The organism is Colwellia psychrerythraea (genome assembly GCF_000764225.1).
GTDB classification, from domain to species: Bacteria; Pseudomonadota; Gammaproteobacteria; order Enterobacterales; family Alteromonadaceae; genus Colwellia; species Colwellia psychrerythraea_D.
The window spans coordinates 19,953-37,162 of the sequence record NZ_JQED01000029.1 but is presented as its reverse complement, the minus strand read 5'-3'; the positions used below and the strand labels follow the sequence as shown (position 1 = coordinate 37,162).

Here is a 17,210-nt window from a genome sequence, read left to right as displayed (position 1 = left end):
AACATGATGTTTATACAACTGAAAAAGGCGCAAAAACCCTAGCGGTACTCTGCGCCTTTTTTAAATTTTACATGAATGTTTCTAGAAGTTATCAGCTCGCTTGGTTTTATTTATTTGTAATATGGTGTGATGCTGCGGCTGAAAAAACAACATCAGTAGAGCTGTTTAAAGCTGTTTCTGCAGAGTCTTGGATGACGCCAATAATAAAACCAATAGCAACAACTTGCATAGCAATATCATTATTAATGCCAAACAAACCACATGCTAATGGAATAAGTAAAAGTGAACCACCAGCTACCCCAGACGCGCCACATGCTGAAATGGAGGCGACAATTGAAAGTAAAATAGCAGTAGCAAAGCTAACTTCGATATTTAAACTATAGGCTGCAGCAAGGGTTAATACAGTAATAGTAATCGCTGCCCCCGCCATATTAATGGTAGCGCCTAATGGTATAGAGACTGAGTAAGTATCTTCATGTAAGGCTAATTTTTTACATAAAGCCATGTTCACTGGAATATTTGCAGCAGAGCTACGGGTGAAAAACGCAGTAATACCTGATTCTCTAATACAGGTAAATACTAGTGGGTAAGGATTTTTTTTAGTAATCATATAAACTATGAAAGGGTTAACAATCAAAGCAATAATTAGCATAGCACTAATTAACACGGCAACTAAATGACTGTATTCAGCTAACGCGCTAAAACCAGTCGTAGCAATTGTATTAGCCACAAGGCCGAATATACCTAAAGGTGCCAGCCTTATTACTACACGGACAACACTAGATATAGCCTCACTTAAATCATGTACCATCACTTTACTTGACTCGGTTGCATGCTTTAACGAAAAACCTAGACCTAACCCCCATGCAAGTACAGCAATAAAGTTACCGTTAGCTACAGCTGTTACAGGATTTTCAACGACTTTAAATGCGAGGGTGGTCAATACTTCGGTCAGCTTTTGCGGTGGATTTGCAGTGGCTCCAGCAAGATCTAGAGTCAGCTCTGTTGGAAATGCAAAGCTTAAAAACACGGCAACTAGAGCTGCACTTAAGGTACCTAAAAAATATAAGCCAATAATAGGCTTTAATTCAGCACTGCTATCTATTTTTTGGTTAGCGATGGCTGACGTTACTAAGACCAACACTAGAATAGGTGCAACGGCTTTTAAGGCATTAACAAATAAGCTACCGAACATACCAAATGCTTTGGCTGTTGCAGGAGAAATTACTGCAAGTACGCTTGCTAAAATAATTGCGACAATTATTTGGCTCACCAAACTGGACGACTTTATTTTCTGAATAAAGGATGTGTTAAGTGTATTTTCGCTTGTCATTGGTTAACCTGCTAAAGAAGTTTGTAATATTAGCGAGTTTTATCATTGAAGAATAGCCATTGTCTAGGGTTAATAGCAAATTCATTAAGTTTCGTCCTGCTCAGCGAGAATTAAAAGGCTTTTAAGCAAGGCATTGATTGCTGAGAATGGTTATCTCCCTTGTCAAAAACAATAACGAAGCATAGAAGCCTTTTAAACTCGCCTATAGGCGTATCTTTGTAAAATAATAATGGCACACATTTTTTTGGTTTAGAGTAATTAAACCAGCAAAAATTTTATTTATTCCTATCCTACAAAGATAGCTCTGAGCTAGGAACAAAACTAGTGAAGTTGGTATCTTTGCTAAACGTCGATAATTAAGCGTTAAAGCGTGTTTTTTCATAGAAATCTAGGTTGATGAGAGTATAATTGCGCCATTTAAACATCGGTTACTTTGGAACAAATTATGCCTACAGAGCAAGCATTAAAAAACCGTAGCAACAATAGCTGCGAACTATGCACATGTACAGAAACCTTAGCCGTTTATCCAGTACCACCAACGAGTGATCTAAGCGCACAGCAGTCTATTTACTTATGTCAAAATTGTTTATCGCAAATTGAGGGGCAAAGTGAGTTAGATGTTAATCATTGGCGTTGTCTAACTGATAGTATGTGGAATCAGGAGCCAGCGGTGCAAGTTATGTCTTACCGTATGCTACACAAGCTTTCTACTGAAAGCTGGGCTCAAGATGCTTTGGATATGATTTACATCGAAGATGAAGTAAAAACATGGGCAGAGCAGGGCATTGCGGCAGAGCGAAGTAATGGACCAACCCGTGATAGCAATGGCGCTGAGCTGCAAGATGGTGATAACGTTACCTTAATTAAAGATTTAAAAGTTAAAGGAGCAAACTTTACTGCCAAACAGGGAACTTTGGTAAGAGGTATTTCGTTAACTGATAATCCTGAACATATTGAAGGCAAAGTTAATGGCACCCGTATCGTTTTAGTGTCAGCTTATTTGAAAAAAGCCTAATTGCAATAACGAATCATTCCCTCAGATAGTGATTTCGTTAGGTAAAATAGCCGCATAAAAAAACGCTGTGATATTTATATCACAGCGTTTTTGTTATTAGCTTGTAGAATTTTCAATTAAGATACTTGTTAATATAACTCAATTGATAAGTGTTTCTATTGATGTTTCTTTCTAAAGGTTTCACAAGCAACCTTGTCTTCACATTCACCGTACAGGTATAAACTGTGGTTTGTCAGCTTAATCTTATGTTCTACTGCAATATCACTTTGTCTTTGTTCAATGACATCATCTTCAAACTCAACAACTTTACCGCACTTTAAGCATACCAAATGATCGTGGTGAGCCTTATGAGCTAATTCAAATACTGACTTTCCTCCCTCAAAGTGGTGACGGGTAACAATGCCAGCATCATCAAATTGGTTTAATACTCGGTATACAGTCGCTAAACCAATTTCTTCATTTTGCTCTAATAAAATTTTATAAACATCTTCAGCACTGATATGCTGATTAATTGGCTGTTGAAGAATAGTCAGGATCTTTATTCTAGGTAGGGTGATTTTTAATCCAGCTCTTTTTAGTTCTTCGTTTTGTTCAGCCATATTAAGTCTCTAAAGTGATAAGTAATTTAATAACAAAATTATAGGGGGTTATCGATAAAGAGAAAAGCTTTAGTTTAGTTCTTTGCAGAAATTATTCATTTTGTTTGTAAAAGCTAAAAAAAAAGCCCAATAAATGGACTTTTTTAGTAATAACCCTATTTTAAATAAGGTTACTAAGCAAATTCAGCAAGACACATTTCATCATTTAACTGAGCAAGCCATTTATCTACACGCGCTTCAGTTAACTCACTTTGCCTATCTTCATCAATACATAAGCCAATAAAAGTATTTTCATCGACCAGCGCTTTTGATGCTTCAAATTCATAACCATCAGTTGACCAGTTACCAACAACAATCGCACCTTTACTCTCAACGATATCGCGTAATGGCTCCATAGCATCACAAAAGTACTCAGCGTAATCTTCTTGATCGCCTAAGCCAAAGATTGCCACTAATTTGTCAGTAAAATCTATTGCTTCTAAATCAGGTAAAAAGTCATCCCAATCACATTGGTTTTCGCCATAATACCAGGTAGGGATGCCTAAAATAAGTAAATCGAATTCTGCGATTTCTTCTTTTGTGCTTTTAGCGATGTCTTTGACATCAACCATTTGCTTACCTAATTTTTTTTGGATCATTTTACCAATTGCTTCAGTGTTACCTGTATCACTGCCAAAAAATAAACCTACGATTGCCATGAAATATTACCTTATTATGCTTTCATATTACTTAATGTGTGCTGCTAATGACTCTATTAGTAGCGACTCTATTAATTCGCTACGACTCACTTTTTGAGTTTCAGCCAATTGTTCCAATTGTTCGAATAAACTGTAGTGGACTTTAAATTCTACTCTTTTTAAGCCCTTGTTTTTATCACGTTTTACCTGATTTCGTTTATTAATTTTTATCTGTACACTACGTGAGTTAGGGTTCGTTTTAGGACGTCCTGGACGTTTTTCATCACTAAATAGGTCAATAGTGGTTAAGTCACTAATTTCTTTTGCCATGAGTTAACCCACACCCTGACTTTCCCAGATAAACTGGATAATACCCTTTGCGATAAAGCCCGCACAGCCTAAAAATAAAACAAAATAAACGACCACTTTACCCATTTTTGGCACATCATTTTTATTCATTACATCATAAATAGAAAGGCCAATAAAACCAAAGATAAAAAGGAAAAATAAATTAAGGCCAATTGCCTCAATAAGCTCTAAATGTTCTGCTAGCATAGTGGTTGCTTGTTTCTTATTACACTAAGGCCAAAAAACATTAAGGCCAAAAAAATTGGCCGCATTATAGCACACCATTTGCGCCATTCCATTAGCATTTGTGGCTATTAACAAAATAATAATAGCGTTAGTTAATACAATGCAATTTGATCTTTATCAATGATCCTAAAAGTGACGGATAAAATTTCCCTTTTATAATTAACGATCTGGCTGCCTAATCTAAATAAAGTCTCGGACTATTTTATTAAAGGCGGTGGTCTTTTCAGCATGGAGCCAATGTCCCGCGCCTTGAATTATTTTTGCTTTGCTATTAGGTAAAAGCAAGGCAATAGCATCTCTATGCTTAGCTTGAATATAATCTGAATCTCCCCCCTTAATAAATAGAGTGGGACCAGTATATGCAACTTTCTCTACAGGTATTTCATTGGCTTTCATTATCTGAGGGTAACACAAGGCTATATTGCTAAGGCTGCATTTAAAGGAAAAACTCCCCTGAGAATTTAACGCTAAGTTGCGTAATAGAAATTGCCTAACGCCAACGTTATCAACATAAGGGGCGAGTTGAGTATCGGCATCCTTTCGTTTCTTTACGTTAGATAAATCAATAGCCTGCAATCCGGCTATTATTTGTAAATGGTGAGGTGGATAACTCACCGGAGCGATATCGGCGATAATTAATTTGGAAATTCGTTCTGGGTGTAACAATGCTACTTGAATAGCAATTTTGCCCCCCATCGAATGGCCTAATAATACACAGCTATCAATATGTAAATGCTCTAATAAATTGATGATATCTTGCGCTAATTCTGAATATTCCATAGTGCTAGCGTGGAATGAGTCACCATGATTTCTAACATCTACGCTAGTAACGCAGTAGTCTTGAGAGAGTGGCTTTGCGACCATATTGAGGTTTTCTAAACTACCAAATAAACCATGTATTAGTACTATGTGCTTGCCAGTACCCATTTGCTTATAATTGAGTATTGAAGATTGTTTTGTCATTATCTTGTGCATTTTTATTTGTCTATAATCGGTAATATTGTCATATTTTTAACAACTTTTTGCAAATAAATGAGTTCAACCAGCCGCCATTTCCCTATATAATCTTTCGCGAATTATTTAAGTTAAGGGTAACAATGAAAAACATCGAAATAGATGAAGAGCTTTATCAATATATTGCCACCAATACTCAGTTTATTGGTGAGAGTGCTTCTGCCATTTTACGCCGTTTGCTCAATTTAGGTGTAGAAACTAAGCTTGAAACCGTTACCGTTAACGAACCTGCAGAAGTTGTTGGAGTGGAAGCACTTCCTGAACCTGAGCCTGAAACGAGTGCAGTACAAACTGAAACAACTAAGCTTGAAGAGCCTAAAATCAATACTGTAGTTGATGTAATTCCTGAAAGCCATGAGACAGTGTTTAATTTTATTAATAAAGAAGAACTGGCGATGCAACGTGGTGCTGTAGGACGATTCTTATTGATTCTTGCTGCATTATATCGGGCTCATCCAGAACAGTTTGCTGTGGTAACAGAAATAAGTGGTCGTGATCGCTTATACTTTGCTAATAGTGAAAGTAAATTAGCTGAGAGTGGCAGTAGCACTAAACCTCGCCAAATCCCAGAAAGCCCTTTCTGGGTAATAACCAATTCTAACACTACTCGTAAAAAAATGATGTTAACTAAAGCTTCTATTTCATTGGGCTATAGTGATGTAGATGTAGAAAAAATTCGCGAATTACTTTAGCTTTGAAAGTAGCCTAGGCTAATACTTATATATATTAGGAAGATAACATGAGTGTCCATCCTTGTGCCGGTAAACCTGTGCGCCCTGAAGATAGAATTAACATTGGTCAGTTAGTGAGTGACTATTTCTTGCAAACTCCTGATGTAGGCATTGCAGCAGAGCAAGTTAGCTTTGGAACATCAGGTCACCGAGGTTGTGCAAACAAACGAAGCTTTAATGAACAGCATATTATTGCTATCTGTCAGGCTATCGCTGAGTATCGCCAGCAAAATTCTATTAATGGTCCGCTTTTTTTAGGGAAAGATACCCACGCGTTATCTGAGCCTGCTTTTGCAAGCGCGATATCTGTACTTATTGCAAATGGTGTTAATGTTGTTATCCAAAGTGATGCTTTATCGGGAAAAGGTTTTACGCCTACACCTGTCATTTCCCGTTTAATAATTAGCCATAATAAAACAGCGTCTGAAAACCTCGCTGATGGTATTGTAATTACACCTTCACATAACCCTCCGAGTGATGGCGGCATTAAATATAATCCACCTCATGGCGGTCCAGCAGAAGGTGACATTACCAAAGAAATTGAACAACGTGCTAATGAGATTATTAAAGAAAAATTTACCGCTGTAAAACAACTATCTTATCCTCAAGCGTTACAATCATCATTGCTCAAGAAAGAGGACTTTATTGGCCATTATGTTGAACAGCTTAATCAAGTGATTGATATGGATGCAATTGCTAAAGCTGGCATAAAGATTGGTGTTGACCCGCTGGGAGGTTCAGGCATTGCCTATTGGCCTGTAATTTCTGAACAATATCAGTTAGATATTACTGTTGTGAATGAAGTGGTTGATGCTAGTTTCGCTTTTATGCCATTAGATAAAGATGGTAAAATTCGTATGGACTGCTCGTCAAAATATGCCATGGCCGGGTTAATCGCCATGAAAGATGATTTTGATATCAGTGTAGGTAATGATCCTGATTTTGATCGACATGGAATTGTAACTCCTACGGGTGGTTTGATGAATCCTAATCATTATCTCGCCGTCGCGATTCATTACTTAATGACGCATAGAAATTGGCCAAAGCACTGTAAAATAGGTAAAACGCTCGTTTCAAGTTCATTAATTGATCGGGTCGCTACTCAACTTTCTCTTCCGTTATCTGAAGTACCCGTTGGTTTTAAATGGTTTGTCGACGGTTTAGCAGATGCAAGATATGCTTTTGGTGGTGAAGAAAGTGCTGGTGCCTCTTTTCTTTCGCGTGATGGCAGTACATGGACCACTGATAAAGATGGTTTCATTCTAACTTTACTTGCGGCTGAAATTCTTGCCGTGACCGGCAAAGACCCTTACCAGTATTACCTTGAATTAACAAAAGAGTTAGGTCAGCCATGTTACGGTCGAGTTGAGGCCGTGGCTTCATTTGAACAAAAGCGTGTGTTAACTGCTTTATCGCGCAATGATGTCACAGCGAAAAAGCTTGCTGGAGATAAAATTCTTCAGGTGCTTTCACATGCCCCCGGTAATAAAGCAGCTATTGGCGGCATAAAAGTGACAACCGAAAATGGTTGGTTTGCCGCTCGCCCTTCTGGTACTGAAGATATATATAAAATCTATGCTGAAAGCTTTATAGATGATAATCACCTGCAAATGATCATTTGTGAGGCACAGGCGATTGTCAGTGCTTCATTTAAAACTGCAGGTTTATAAGTTGTTGCTATTAAAGAGTTATTTCTATTGTTAGTGATAACTCTTTAGTTTTATTTTGATCTCTCTCCTATATTTAATCTCTTCCACTGTAAAGAATGTTGCTCACTTCTTGCGACTTATATGGCAACTCATTATCTCCGTTTATTGAATGTAAGTTAACGTGAAGGTAAAGTTTAATTCAGGTTACTACGGCTTACATTGTCAATTTATCTATGGTTACCAATCAAAGTGCATTATCAAGCGCGCATTTTGCTTAGTAATAGGCATAAATTGGCTATACTAAAAAAATAATCAAGCCTAGCTAAGACCAATTTTATTTACTAACAACTCACTATTACATGAGCGTAGTTAAAAATTAATTAAATATAGCTTCTCTATATTTAGTCAACTTTCGCAGGCTTTAATCGCATATATTGTAGATTAAGGTAAAAAGAAGAGAACATTATGAGCACAGAACTTTATAATGATGGACCAGTAGTACATCAAGCTACTTTTATTGATGGATCTAGTGTTGAAATTCCAGAATTGAGAATTTTAGACCAAGATGGTATCACTTACCCTAATGCTGATTTACCTGACATTGATCAAGCATTGGCCACTAAAATTTATCATAGTCTTGCCTTTCATCGAGTGTTAGATGAACGTATGGTTGCTTCACAGCGCCAGGGACGTTTGAGTTTTTATATGACGGCATTAGGTGAAGAAGCAACTAGCGTTGGCGGTGCTGCGGGATTAAAACCTCAAGATATGATCATGATGCAATACCGTGAACAAGGTGCTTTAATTTATCGCGGCTTTGATCTTAAAGATCTAATGAATCAACTGTTTAGTAATGCGGGTGATTTAGGTAAAGGTCGTCAAATGCCAATTCATTATGGCTCTAAAGCTTTGAACTGTATGACAGTATCTTCACCGCTCGCTACACAAATCCCGCAAGCGACAGGTTATGCTTATGGACAAAAGTTACAAGGTACTGATGCGGTAACTATCTGTTACTTTGGCGAAGGTGCTGCATCGGAAGGCGATTTTCATGCGGGTCTAAATATGGCTGCCGTGCAAGAAGCTCCGGTAATCTTCTTTTGTCGAAATAATGGTTATGCTATTTCAACACCCTCAGATGAACAGTTTAAAGGTAATGGCATTGCTTCGCGTGGTGTTGGTTACAACATTAAAACAATTCGCATTGATGGTAATGATATTCTTGCGGTGCTTAAAGCTACGCAAATTGCTCGTGCTTATGCGGTAAAAGAAAGTAAACCTGTGTTAATTGAAGCGATGTCTTATCGTCTTGGCGCACATTCCACTTCTGACGACCCATCTGGATATCGTACTAAGGAAGAAGAAGCTAAATGGCAAAGTCATGATCCTATCTTACGCATGAAGAACTGGTTAATAAAACAAAATTGGTGGGATGAAGCACAAGAAACCGCCTTGTTTGAAAAATATAGAGAAGATGTGCTAGCAGCAGTAAAAGTTGCTGAAAAAGTTGATAAACCGCATATAGATACCATGATAACTGATGTTTACGATGTGCCTTCTGCACAGCTACAAGCGCAGTTAGATGAAGTCAAAGTTCACGTTAATAAATACCCAGAAGCTTACCCATTTACTGCGGGGAAATTTTAATTATGTCCCCAATGAATATTAACCGAGTGTGTGGAATTGCCACTAACTTTTATGTAGCTTACTCAACGACAGCAGCAGGGAAATTTTAATCATGGCGCAAATAAAATTATTACACGCAATTAATAGTGCACTTGATATTGCCATGGCTGATGATAAAAGCACGGTTTGTTTTGGTGAAGATGTCGGTCATTTTGGTGGTGTATTTCGTGCAACAAGTGGCCTACAAGAAAAATATGGCAAAGCACGTTGCTTTAATACACCGCTAGTAGAGCAAGGGATTATCGGTTTTGCAAATGGTTTAGCTGCTCAAGGTAGTGTTGCTATTGCTGAAATTCAATTTGCTGATTATATTTTTCCAGCCTTTGATCAAATTGTTAATGAAGCGGCTAAATTCCGTTACCGTAGCGGCAATGAATTTAATGTTGGAAAGCTAACTATCCGTAGTCCATACGGTGGTGGTATTGCAGGGGGCTTGTATCATAGTCAATCACCAGAAGCTTATTTTGCTCATACTCCCGGTTTAAAAGTGGTTATCCCACGTAACCCTTATCAAGCTAAAGGTTTATTACTTGCTGCTATTCGTGATGATAACCCAGTGATATTTTTTGAACCAAAGCGCTTGTATCGGGCATCGATTGGTGAGGTACCTGAAGAAGATTATCAATTACCACTAGGGAAAGCTGAAGTGGTTCAGACGGGTACTGATATCACTTTACTTGCTTGGGGCGCACAAATGGAGATTATTGAAAAAGCAGCCCAAATGGCTAGTAATGATGGTATTTCCTGTGAGGTTGTTGATTTGCGGACAATTTTACCGTGGGATGTAGAGACGATTAGTAAGTCTGTTATGAAAACAGGGCGTTTACTTATCAGTCAAGAAGCACCATTAACAGCTGGATTTGCTAGTGAAATTGCTGCAACGATTCAAAGTGAATGCTTTTTACATTTAGAGTCACCAATTGCGAGAGTATGTGGCCTAGACACACCCTATCCATTAGCGTTAGAAAAAGAATACGTTAGCGATCATTTAAAAGTATATGAAGCAATCATAAAGAGCGTTAATTATTAACTACAACCCTTATTAGCAGGACACAGAACATGAGTATTGATTTTATATTACCTGATATTGGTGAAGGCATCGTTGAGTGTGAGCTCGTCGAATGGTTAGTTAAGGAAGGTGAAGTTATTGTTGAAGATCAGCCTATAGCTGATGTAATGACAGATAAAGCATTAGTGCAAATTCCCGCGATGCATTCAGGCGTTGTGGAAAAGCTCTATTATAAACAAGGTGAGATTGCTAAAGTGCATTCACCACTTTTTGCTATGACACCAGAAGGTGATAGCACTAGCGATACTGTAGCAGTTAATTCTGAGCCTGAAGTTAACACTGAGTCTGTGACTAAAGAAGTGCCAGCACCATCGGTTGTTTCACCCTCAGAAAAAGGCGAAACAACTAATGCTAAAGCTGATAATGGTAAAGCATTGGCAAGCCCTGCGGTTAGGCGTGTCGCACGTGAACTTGATATTAATATCCATCAAGTTGAAGGCAGTGGTAAAAAAGGCCGAGTTTATAAAGATGATGTTGTTGCTCATAGTCAAAATGGCTCGAGTGTTGTTTCTACTGTTGCAACGGGAAGTACAAGTGTCGAGCCTATTCGTGGCATTAAAAAAGTGATGGCAACAGCGATGCAAAATAGTGTCAGTACGATCCCACACTTTACTTATTGTGAAGAGATTGATTTAACGGAGCTTATTGAGTTACGTGGCGAGTTAAAAGAAGTCTACGCTAAGCAAGATATTAAGTTAACTATGATGCCATTCTTTATGAAAGCGATGTCATTAGCAATTAAAGAATACCCAGTGGTTAATGCAAAAGTAAATGATGATTGCACAGAGCTTACTTATTTTAATGACCATAACATTGGTATGGCAGTTGATTCTAAGGTCGGCTTACTTGTACCTAATATTAAACAGGTACAAACTAAATCAATCTTAGATTTAGCTCACGATATCATGCGCTTAACCAATGATGCTAGAAGTGGGCGAGTTGCCAGCGAGGATCTCAAAGGTGGCACTATCACTATTTCAAATATTGGTGCAATAGGTGGCACTGTGGCAACACCCATTATCAATAAACCAGAAGTAGCCATTGTTGCATTAGGTAAGTTACAAAAATTACCACGTTTTAATGAACAAGGTGATGTCGAAGCACGCAGTATTATGCAAGTAAGCTGGTCTGGTGATCATCGTGTGATCGATGGTGGAACTATTGCTCGTTTTTGTAACCTATGGAAGTCATTCCTAGAGAAGCCAAGTCATATGTTAGTTCATATGAGTTAGTGTTTTAAGGAAAAAGCATTAAGTCTCTTATTTACTTCTGACTTATCTACAGCAATAAAAAAGCCCCGTGATCATTGGTTAATACCTCTAGATAACGGGGCTTTTTCTTTATAAGCAGCTAATTAGATAATGTTAACTGCCAATATAAAGTAGTTCACCTTTTAATAATGAAACTTAAAAACCACATTGTTTACCTTGGTTTTTGTTTTTAAGCCATACATGTAATGGGGCAAAGTAATCTAATATAGCAGTTGCATCCATTTGCTCATTACCTGTAACAACTTTATAAGCTTGTTGCCATGGCTGGCTTGAACCCATTTCTAACATGGTATTAAGTGCAGTACCAGCCTCTTTCGAGTTATAGATTGAACAACGGTGAATTGGATCCGTATTACCTGATATTTCACATAATGCACGATGGAATTCAAATTGTTGAATGTGTGCTAGGAAATACCTACTATAAGGAACGCCTGCAGGTACGTGATACTTAGCTCCTGGATCGAATGCATTAACATCACGATCTATTGGTGCTGCTACGCCTTGGTACTTCTCGCGTAACTCCCACCAAGAGGTGTTGTAGTTTTCAGGAGCGATTTCACCTGAATAAACTTTCCAACGCCATTGATCAACCATCAAGCCAAATGGGATGAAGGCTATTTTATCAAGAGCTTGCTTCATTAATAAGCCAATATCTTTTGACTCATCAGGAATAGTATCAATTAAACCAATTTCTTTTAAGTATTTAGGCGTAACAGATAAAGCAATGGTATCGCCAATTGCTTCATGGAAACCATCATTAGCACTATTTTGGAAATATACCGGTTGGTCTTTGTAAGCACGTTGATAGAAGTTATGCCCTAATTCGTGGTGAATGACATTAAATTCTTCACCCGTTTTTTGGATACACATTTTAATGCGAATATCATCTTTGGCATCAAGATCCCAAGCGCTAGCGTGGCAGGTAACATCTCGATTGGCAGGTTTTGTAAACAATGAGCGAGTATAAAAAGTCTCTGGTAAAGCATCAAAGCCCAATGAGGTAAAGAAATTTTCTGCGCCTCTGACCATTTTTATTTCGTCATAGTTATGCACAGCTAATTGCTTAGTTACATCATAACCAGGATCGGCATCTTCTGGCGCAACTAAATCATAAATGTTACCCCATGACTGAGCCCACATGTTACCCAATAAATGTGCTGGAATAGGTTTGTCTTGAGCAACTTTATCGGTACCGTACGTTTCACCTAATTCACTTCTCACATAACAATGTAAGTCATCATATAAAGGTTTAACTTGTCCCCATAAACGATCGAGTTCTTTCGCGAAATCGTCGGCAGGCATATCGTAATTAGAACGCCACATTGCGCCTAAATCTTGATAACCTAAACCTTTGGCACCTTCGTTAGCAAGCTCTGCTTGACGAGTATAAAGAGGCTTCATTTCAGGACTAACTTCACGCCAGCCACTCCACATCTCAAGTAACTCATCATAATCACGAGAGTTAGCCATTGTTGAGGTCATATCGCCTAAGCTGAGTTTCTCACCTGCTTTAGTGGTGTAGCTGCCTTTACCGTAAATACTGCCAAGTTTTGCGCCTATCGTAGCTAATTCAGCTGATTTTTTAGCATCTTGTGGTGCAGGCATCACTAAGCTTTGCTTTAAAAAATTTAATTGGCGACGTTGTGTTGCGTTAACCTCTACGTCATCAAAAGTCGCTGCTTGCATAGCGAATCTAACGCCAGCGTCGGTAGACTTTTGATCAGCTTCAGCTGCTAATGATGCGGTATCTTCTGTGATGAAATTAGCATAAATCCAGGCAGCACGTGAACCTTCTAGATTTAACGTCACCATTTCTTTGGCAACCTCATCTAAGAATGTTTGTGCATCTTTTGCTGTTAATGTGGTTTGTACACTAGCTTTAGTTGCCTTTTCTACCGAGGCTTGCTGGCTTGGTTCCTGATTGCATGCCGTTAAAGAAGCAGCAATCACTAATGCGAGACCTGTAAACTTAAATGTTTTTGTAATATTTTTCATTTTATAATCATTATTGAAGAGCAGTTGTTAGGTGAAGTTAGTATATAAAATTGTGTGCTTGATACAAAGATTATAAGAAAAATAGTTACTTAGGAAATTGCAGCTCAAAATTAGGGCAAAAAAAAGCTCATTCAAAATGAATGAGCAAACTACAACATGAAACTGAGTTGAGATATAAAAACAATCATAAACAAAAACAATGATATATGAGGGAGTTAACAAGAACAGAGGGGGATGGAAATCACTATGTGCTAGAAACTGAGTACATAATAAATGCTTGCCCTGTGTTTTACTGTATAGATACCGTAACGATTTGTAGCGGTAGTAAGGCACAACACATTTTGAAAAATTAGCTACTCCAAGAGAAATAAGGCAAAAAAAAGCTCATTCTAAATGAATGAGCAAACTACAACATGAAACTGGGTAGGAGTAGTAAACAAAAACAATAATCACTATGAAATACTAGGGAGTTAACAAGAACAGAGCGTTATGGAATTCACTCTGTGCTAGAAATTGAGTACATAATAAATGCTTGCCCTGTGTTTTACTGTATAGATACGGTAACGATTTGTAGCGCTAGTAAGGCACAACACATTTTGAAAAATTAGCTACTCCAAGAGAAATAAGGCAAAAAAAAACTCATTCAAAATGAATGAGCAAACTACAACATGAAACTGGGTAGGAATAGTAAACAAAAAACAATAATCACTATGAAATACTAGGGGGTTAACAAGACAAAGCGTTTTATAAATGAACCTTTGCTAGAAACTGAGTACATAATAAATGCTTACCCTGTGTTTTACTGTATAGATACGGTAACGATTTGTAGCGCTAGTAAGGCACAACACATTTTGAAAAATTAGCTACTTTAAGAGAAAGAAGGCAAAAAAAAGCTCATTCTAAATGAATGAGCAAACTACAACATGAAACTGGGTAGGAATAGTAAACAAAAACAATAATCACTATGAAATACTAGGGAGTTAACAAGGCAAAGTGTTTTATAAATGAACCTTTGCTAGAAACTGAGTACATAATAAATGCTTCATCAGTGTTTTACTGTATAGATACCGTAATGATATGTAATCGAGTTGGTGTATAATAAAATTTGAAAAAATTTGGTTCGGCGTTTTTTAAAAGCTTGACCTATTTACAAAGAGTACGCTATTTTAAACAGGTGTTTAAACTAGTTGTTTAGTTTATATGCTAAATGTAAAAATAATTAAAACAGTAAGCAGTAGAAGTTGACTTATGAGTACTAAAAATAAAATATTAGATGCAGCCGATGTACTTTTTGCCAATAAAGGCTTTAATGGCACTTCCTTAAGAGAAATTACGAGTCAAGCTAATGTTAATTTAGCGGCGGTAAATTATCATTTTGGCTCTAAAAAAGAGTTGATTAAAGCTGTTATGTCACGCTATATGGATGAACTCTCTCCCAGATTGGAGTCTGCGCTTTCACTCATTTGCCAAGCTGAACTTAAACCAACCTTACACGAAGTATTTTCTGCTTTTATAGGACCATTACTACACCTGAATGATTTTAAAGAGAATGGTACTAGTACTTTCTTGCAACTATTAGGGCGTGGTTATACTGACAGTCAGGGCTTTTTAAGATGGTTTTTAACAACACAATACCCAGATGTTTTCACTAACTTTACTAAAGCCGTTAACATAGCTTACCCTGAATTAACTGCTGAAGAAATATTTTGGCGTTTACATTTTACCATGGGCACTATCGTCTTTACCATGTCTTCAAGTGAAGCACTGATAGATATTGCTCAAAATGATTTTGATAATGAGTTAGATATAGCAGGCGTTATTGAGCGAGTAATCCCTTATGTAGCCGCGGGTGTCGGTGCACCAATTACTAACATTGAACCTTTGTCTCTTCGATGATGCTTAACTGTTAAGCAACATTTTCAGTTTGCTCATTACACGTTTTGTTAATCCACATTCTAGTAGGAGAAGCAAGGCGATGTAATAGCAAAGCAATGATATAACCATTACTTTTAAACTATTTACAAACTTTTATTATCTTTTGCGGTGTTTGTAAATTGATAATGTTAACAAAACCCATCTATAAAATACTTCCTCTGTTAATCTATCTATAATTTTCAAGACTAGTTCAGCTTTTAACGGTAATTTGTATTATAATCCGCGGCAATTATGCAATTTCAGTAGTTTACAAATTTATTTAGGGTTTAGGTGACATATGAGTGTTGATGCAATTGGCTTATCAGCGGATTTACTAAAAGCAGTTAAGGCGTGCGGTTATAAAAATTTAACTCCAATACAGCAAGAAGCCATTCCTGTTATTCGCCAAGGTGTTGACCTTTTAGCAAGCGCCCAAACAGGCACAGGTAAAACGGCTGCTTTTAGCTTGCCAATTTTAGAAACTATTGCAAAAGCAAACCATGCTGCCAAGAGTTCCTCTTCTACAGATGAAGGTTCTGTTAATGAAAGAAGTGCTTCTGGACAAGCCATACGAGCATTGATTTTGACGCCAACCCGTGAACTTGCTAATCAAGTTGCTAGTAACATCGAACAGTTTAGCCAGTACTTACCGATAAAAAGTGGTGTCGTTTACGGTGGTGGAAAAATGGCATCTCAAACAAATATGTTAAAGCAAGGCCTCGATATCTTAGTTGCCACACCGGGTCGTTTGCTTGAACATCTAGCTTTACGTAATGTTGACTTGTCACAAGTTAAATTTCTCGTACTCGATGAAGCTGATCGTATGTTAGATATGGGGTTCTTGACAGATATTGAAAAATTGTTGATAACAATCAAGCATAAACATCAGACATTAATGTTTTCTGCAACCTTTTCAGAGCGTGTAAAATCCTTAGCTAATCAGTTGCTTAAGTCACCTAAAACAATCAGTGTAGCTAAACAAAATACAACGTCAGGTAAAATAAAACAAGCCGTTTATTGGGTTAGCGAACTACGTAAACGAGAATTACTTTCAGAACTTATTGGCGTTAATAATTGGCAGCAAGTGCTTGTTTTTGCAGGAACTAAAGAAAGTGCAAATACTCTAGCAAAAGAATTGAAGCTTGATGGAATAAAAGCAGCATTATGTCATGGTGATAAAACGCAAGGAGCAAGAAATAAAGCATTGGAACAGTTCAGTGAAGGTAAAGTACGAGTATTAGTGGCCACTGATGTTGCAGCGCGAGGCTTAGATATACCCGATCTTGCTTATGTTGTTAATTTTCACTTACCGTTTTTGGCTGAAGATTATGTTCATCGTGTTGGTCGTACAGGAAGAGCAGGGAAGTCAGGTACGGCTATTTCTTTAGTCAGCCCTAAAGATGAGCGCTTTTTAGAAAACATTGAGCAATTAATAGAACGAAAATTTGAACGTATCATAGCCCCTGGTTACGAATTTAATCGCCAAGAAGCTGACGATTATCAAGAAGCAGCGGTGAAGCGCGATAGTAAGAATAGGTACCGAGCAACGCAAGAAAAGAATCAGAGTTTAGCGAAAAAAGATGTAAAAAGTAAAAAGTTAAATAAAAATAAAGCGGCACGAACTAACAGTAAATATAATAATAAAATTCAGAAAAAACGCTAA

General features: G+C 37.5%; 15 protein-coding genes. 8 read left to right on the top strand and 7 right to left on the bottom strand.

Going from position 1 to position 17,210, the window contains the following annotated elements; translation table 11 throughout:
- Positions 1 to 106: 106 nt before the first annotated feature.
- Positions 107 to 1,333 carry a serine/threonine transporter SstT gene (gene sstT / locus ND2E_RS10545; RefSeq protein WP_052056542.1) on the bottom strand — a complete coding sequence of 409 codons (1,227 nt, stop codon included), beginning with the start codon at positions 1,331 to 1,333 and terminating at the stop codon, positions 107 to 109.
- 445 nt (positions 1,334 to 1,778) lie between these two features.
- Between sstT and ND2E_RS10550 the strand changes: the two genes are divergently transcribed.
- A complete protein-coding gene (locus ND2E_RS10550) occupies positions 1,779 to 2,348 on the top strand; it encodes a PhnA domain-containing protein (protein WP_033093951.1) in 570 nt (189 codons plus the stop codon).
- Between the two features lie 155 nt (positions 2,349 to 2,503).
- On the opposite strand, the gene fur is transcribed toward ND2E_RS10550, so the two are convergent.
- The 5 genes from fur to ND2E_RS10575 all read right to left on the bottom strand — a co-directional run bounded on the left by fur (position 2,504) and on the right by ND2E_RS10575 (position 5,181).
- Complete coding sequence (gene fur, locus ND2E_RS10555; RefSeq protein ID WP_033093950.1) at positions 2,504 to 2,947, bottom strand: ferric iron uptake transcriptional regulator; 444 nt, start codon at positions 2,945 to 2,947, stop codon at positions 2,504 to 2,506.
- Positions 2,948 to 3,120: 173 nt separating this feature from the next.
- Entirely contained in the window at positions 3,121 to 3,645 is a 525-nt protein-coding gene (gene fldA, locus ND2E_RS10560; protein WP_011042412.1) for a flavodoxin FldA, read from the bottom strand.
- 27 nt (positions 3,646 to 3,672) lie between these two features.
- Positions 3,673 to 3,954, bottom strand: a complete 282-nt coding sequence (gene ybfE / locus ND2E_RS10565; RefSeq protein ID WP_033093949.1) for a LexA regulated protein — start codon at positions 3,952 to 3,954, stop codon at positions 3,673 to 3,675.
- A 3-nt stretch (positions 3,955 to 3,957) separates the two neighbouring features.
- Positions 3,958 to 4,179, bottom strand: coding sequence for a DUF2788 domain-containing protein (locus tag ND2E_RS10570; protein WP_033093948.1), 222 nt, complete (start codon positions 4,177 to 4,179; stop codon positions 3,958 to 3,960).
- Positions 4,180 to 4,398: 219 nt separating this feature from the next.
- The gene (locus ND2E_RS10575) at positions 4,399 to 5,181 is read right to left on the bottom strand and encodes an alpha/beta fold hydrolase (protein ID WP_033093947.1); all 783 of its coding nucleotides are present in this window, start codon (positions 5,179 to 5,181) and stop codon (positions 4,399 to 4,401) included.
- Between the two features lie 134 nt (positions 5,182 to 5,315).
- Here ND2E_RS10575 and seqA point away from each other — a divergent pair, with 134 nt between their 5' ends.
- The 5 genes from seqA to ND2E_RS10600 all read left to right on the top strand — a co-directional run bounded on the left by seqA (position 5,316) and on the right by ND2E_RS10600 (position 11,599).
- On the top strand, positions 5,316 to 5,924 hold the full coding sequence (gene seqA, locus ND2E_RS10580) for a replication initiation negative regulator SeqA (protein WP_033093946.1): 609 nt from the start codon (positions 5,316 to 5,318) through the stop codon (positions 5,922 to 5,924).
- A 47-nt stretch (positions 5,925 to 5,971) separates the two neighbouring features.
- The gene (pgm, locus tag ND2E_RS10585; protein ID WP_033093945.1) at positions 5,972 to 7,633 is read left to right on the top strand and encodes a phosphoglucomutase (alpha-D-glucose-1,6-bisphosphate-dependent); all 1,662 of its coding nucleotides are present in this window, start codon (positions 5,972 to 5,974) and stop codon (positions 7,631 to 7,633) included.
- A 444-nt stretch (positions 7,634 to 8,077) separates the two neighbouring features.
- Complete coding sequence (locus ND2E_RS10590) at positions 8,078 to 9,259, top strand: thiamine pyrophosphate-dependent dehydrogenase E1 component subunit alpha (RefSeq protein ID WP_033093944.1); 1,182 nt, start codon at positions 8,078 to 8,080, stop codon at positions 9,257 to 9,259.
- Between the two features lie 91 nt (positions 9,260 to 9,350).
- Positions 9,351 to 10,328: an alpha-ketoacid dehydrogenase subunit beta gene (locus ND2E_RS10595; protein WP_033093943.1), complete on the top strand. Its 978-nt coding sequence runs from the start codon at positions 9,351 to 9,353 to the stop codon at positions 10,326 to 10,328.
- Between the two features lie 29 nt (positions 10,329 to 10,357).
- Positions 10,358 to 11,599 carry a dihydrolipoyllysine-residue acetyltransferase gene (locus tag ND2E_RS10600; protein ID WP_033093942.1) on the top strand — a complete coding sequence of 414 codons (1,242 nt, stop codon included), beginning with the start codon at positions 10,358 to 10,360 and terminating at the stop codon, positions 11,597 to 11,599.
- A gap of 174 nt (positions 11,600 to 11,773) precedes the next feature.
- On the opposite strand, the gene ND2E_RS10605 is transcribed toward ND2E_RS10600, so the two are convergent.
- Positions 11,774 to 13,633 carry a M2 family metallopeptidase gene (locus ND2E_RS10605; RefSeq protein WP_033093941.1) on the bottom strand — a complete coding sequence of 620 codons (1,860 nt, stop codon included), beginning with the start codon at positions 13,631 to 13,633 and terminating at the stop codon, positions 11,774 to 11,776.
- A 1,248-nt stretch (positions 13,634 to 14,881) separates the two neighbouring features.
- Here ND2E_RS10605 and ND2E_RS10610 point away from each other — a divergent pair.
- Both ND2E_RS10610 and ND2E_RS10615 read left to right on the top strand, forming a co-directional pair.
- Positions 14,882 to 15,529 carry a TetR/AcrR family transcriptional regulator gene (locus ND2E_RS10610; RefSeq protein WP_033093940.1) on the top strand — a complete coding sequence of 216 codons (648 nt, stop codon included), beginning with the start codon at positions 14,882 to 14,884 and terminating at the stop codon, positions 15,527 to 15,529.
- A 316-nt stretch (positions 15,530 to 15,845) separates the two neighbouring features.
- On the top strand, positions 15,846 to 17,210 hold the full coding sequence (locus tag ND2E_RS10615; RefSeq protein WP_033093939.1) for a DEAD/DEAH box helicase: 1,365 nt from the start codon (positions 15,846 to 15,848) through the stop codon (positions 17,208 to 17,210).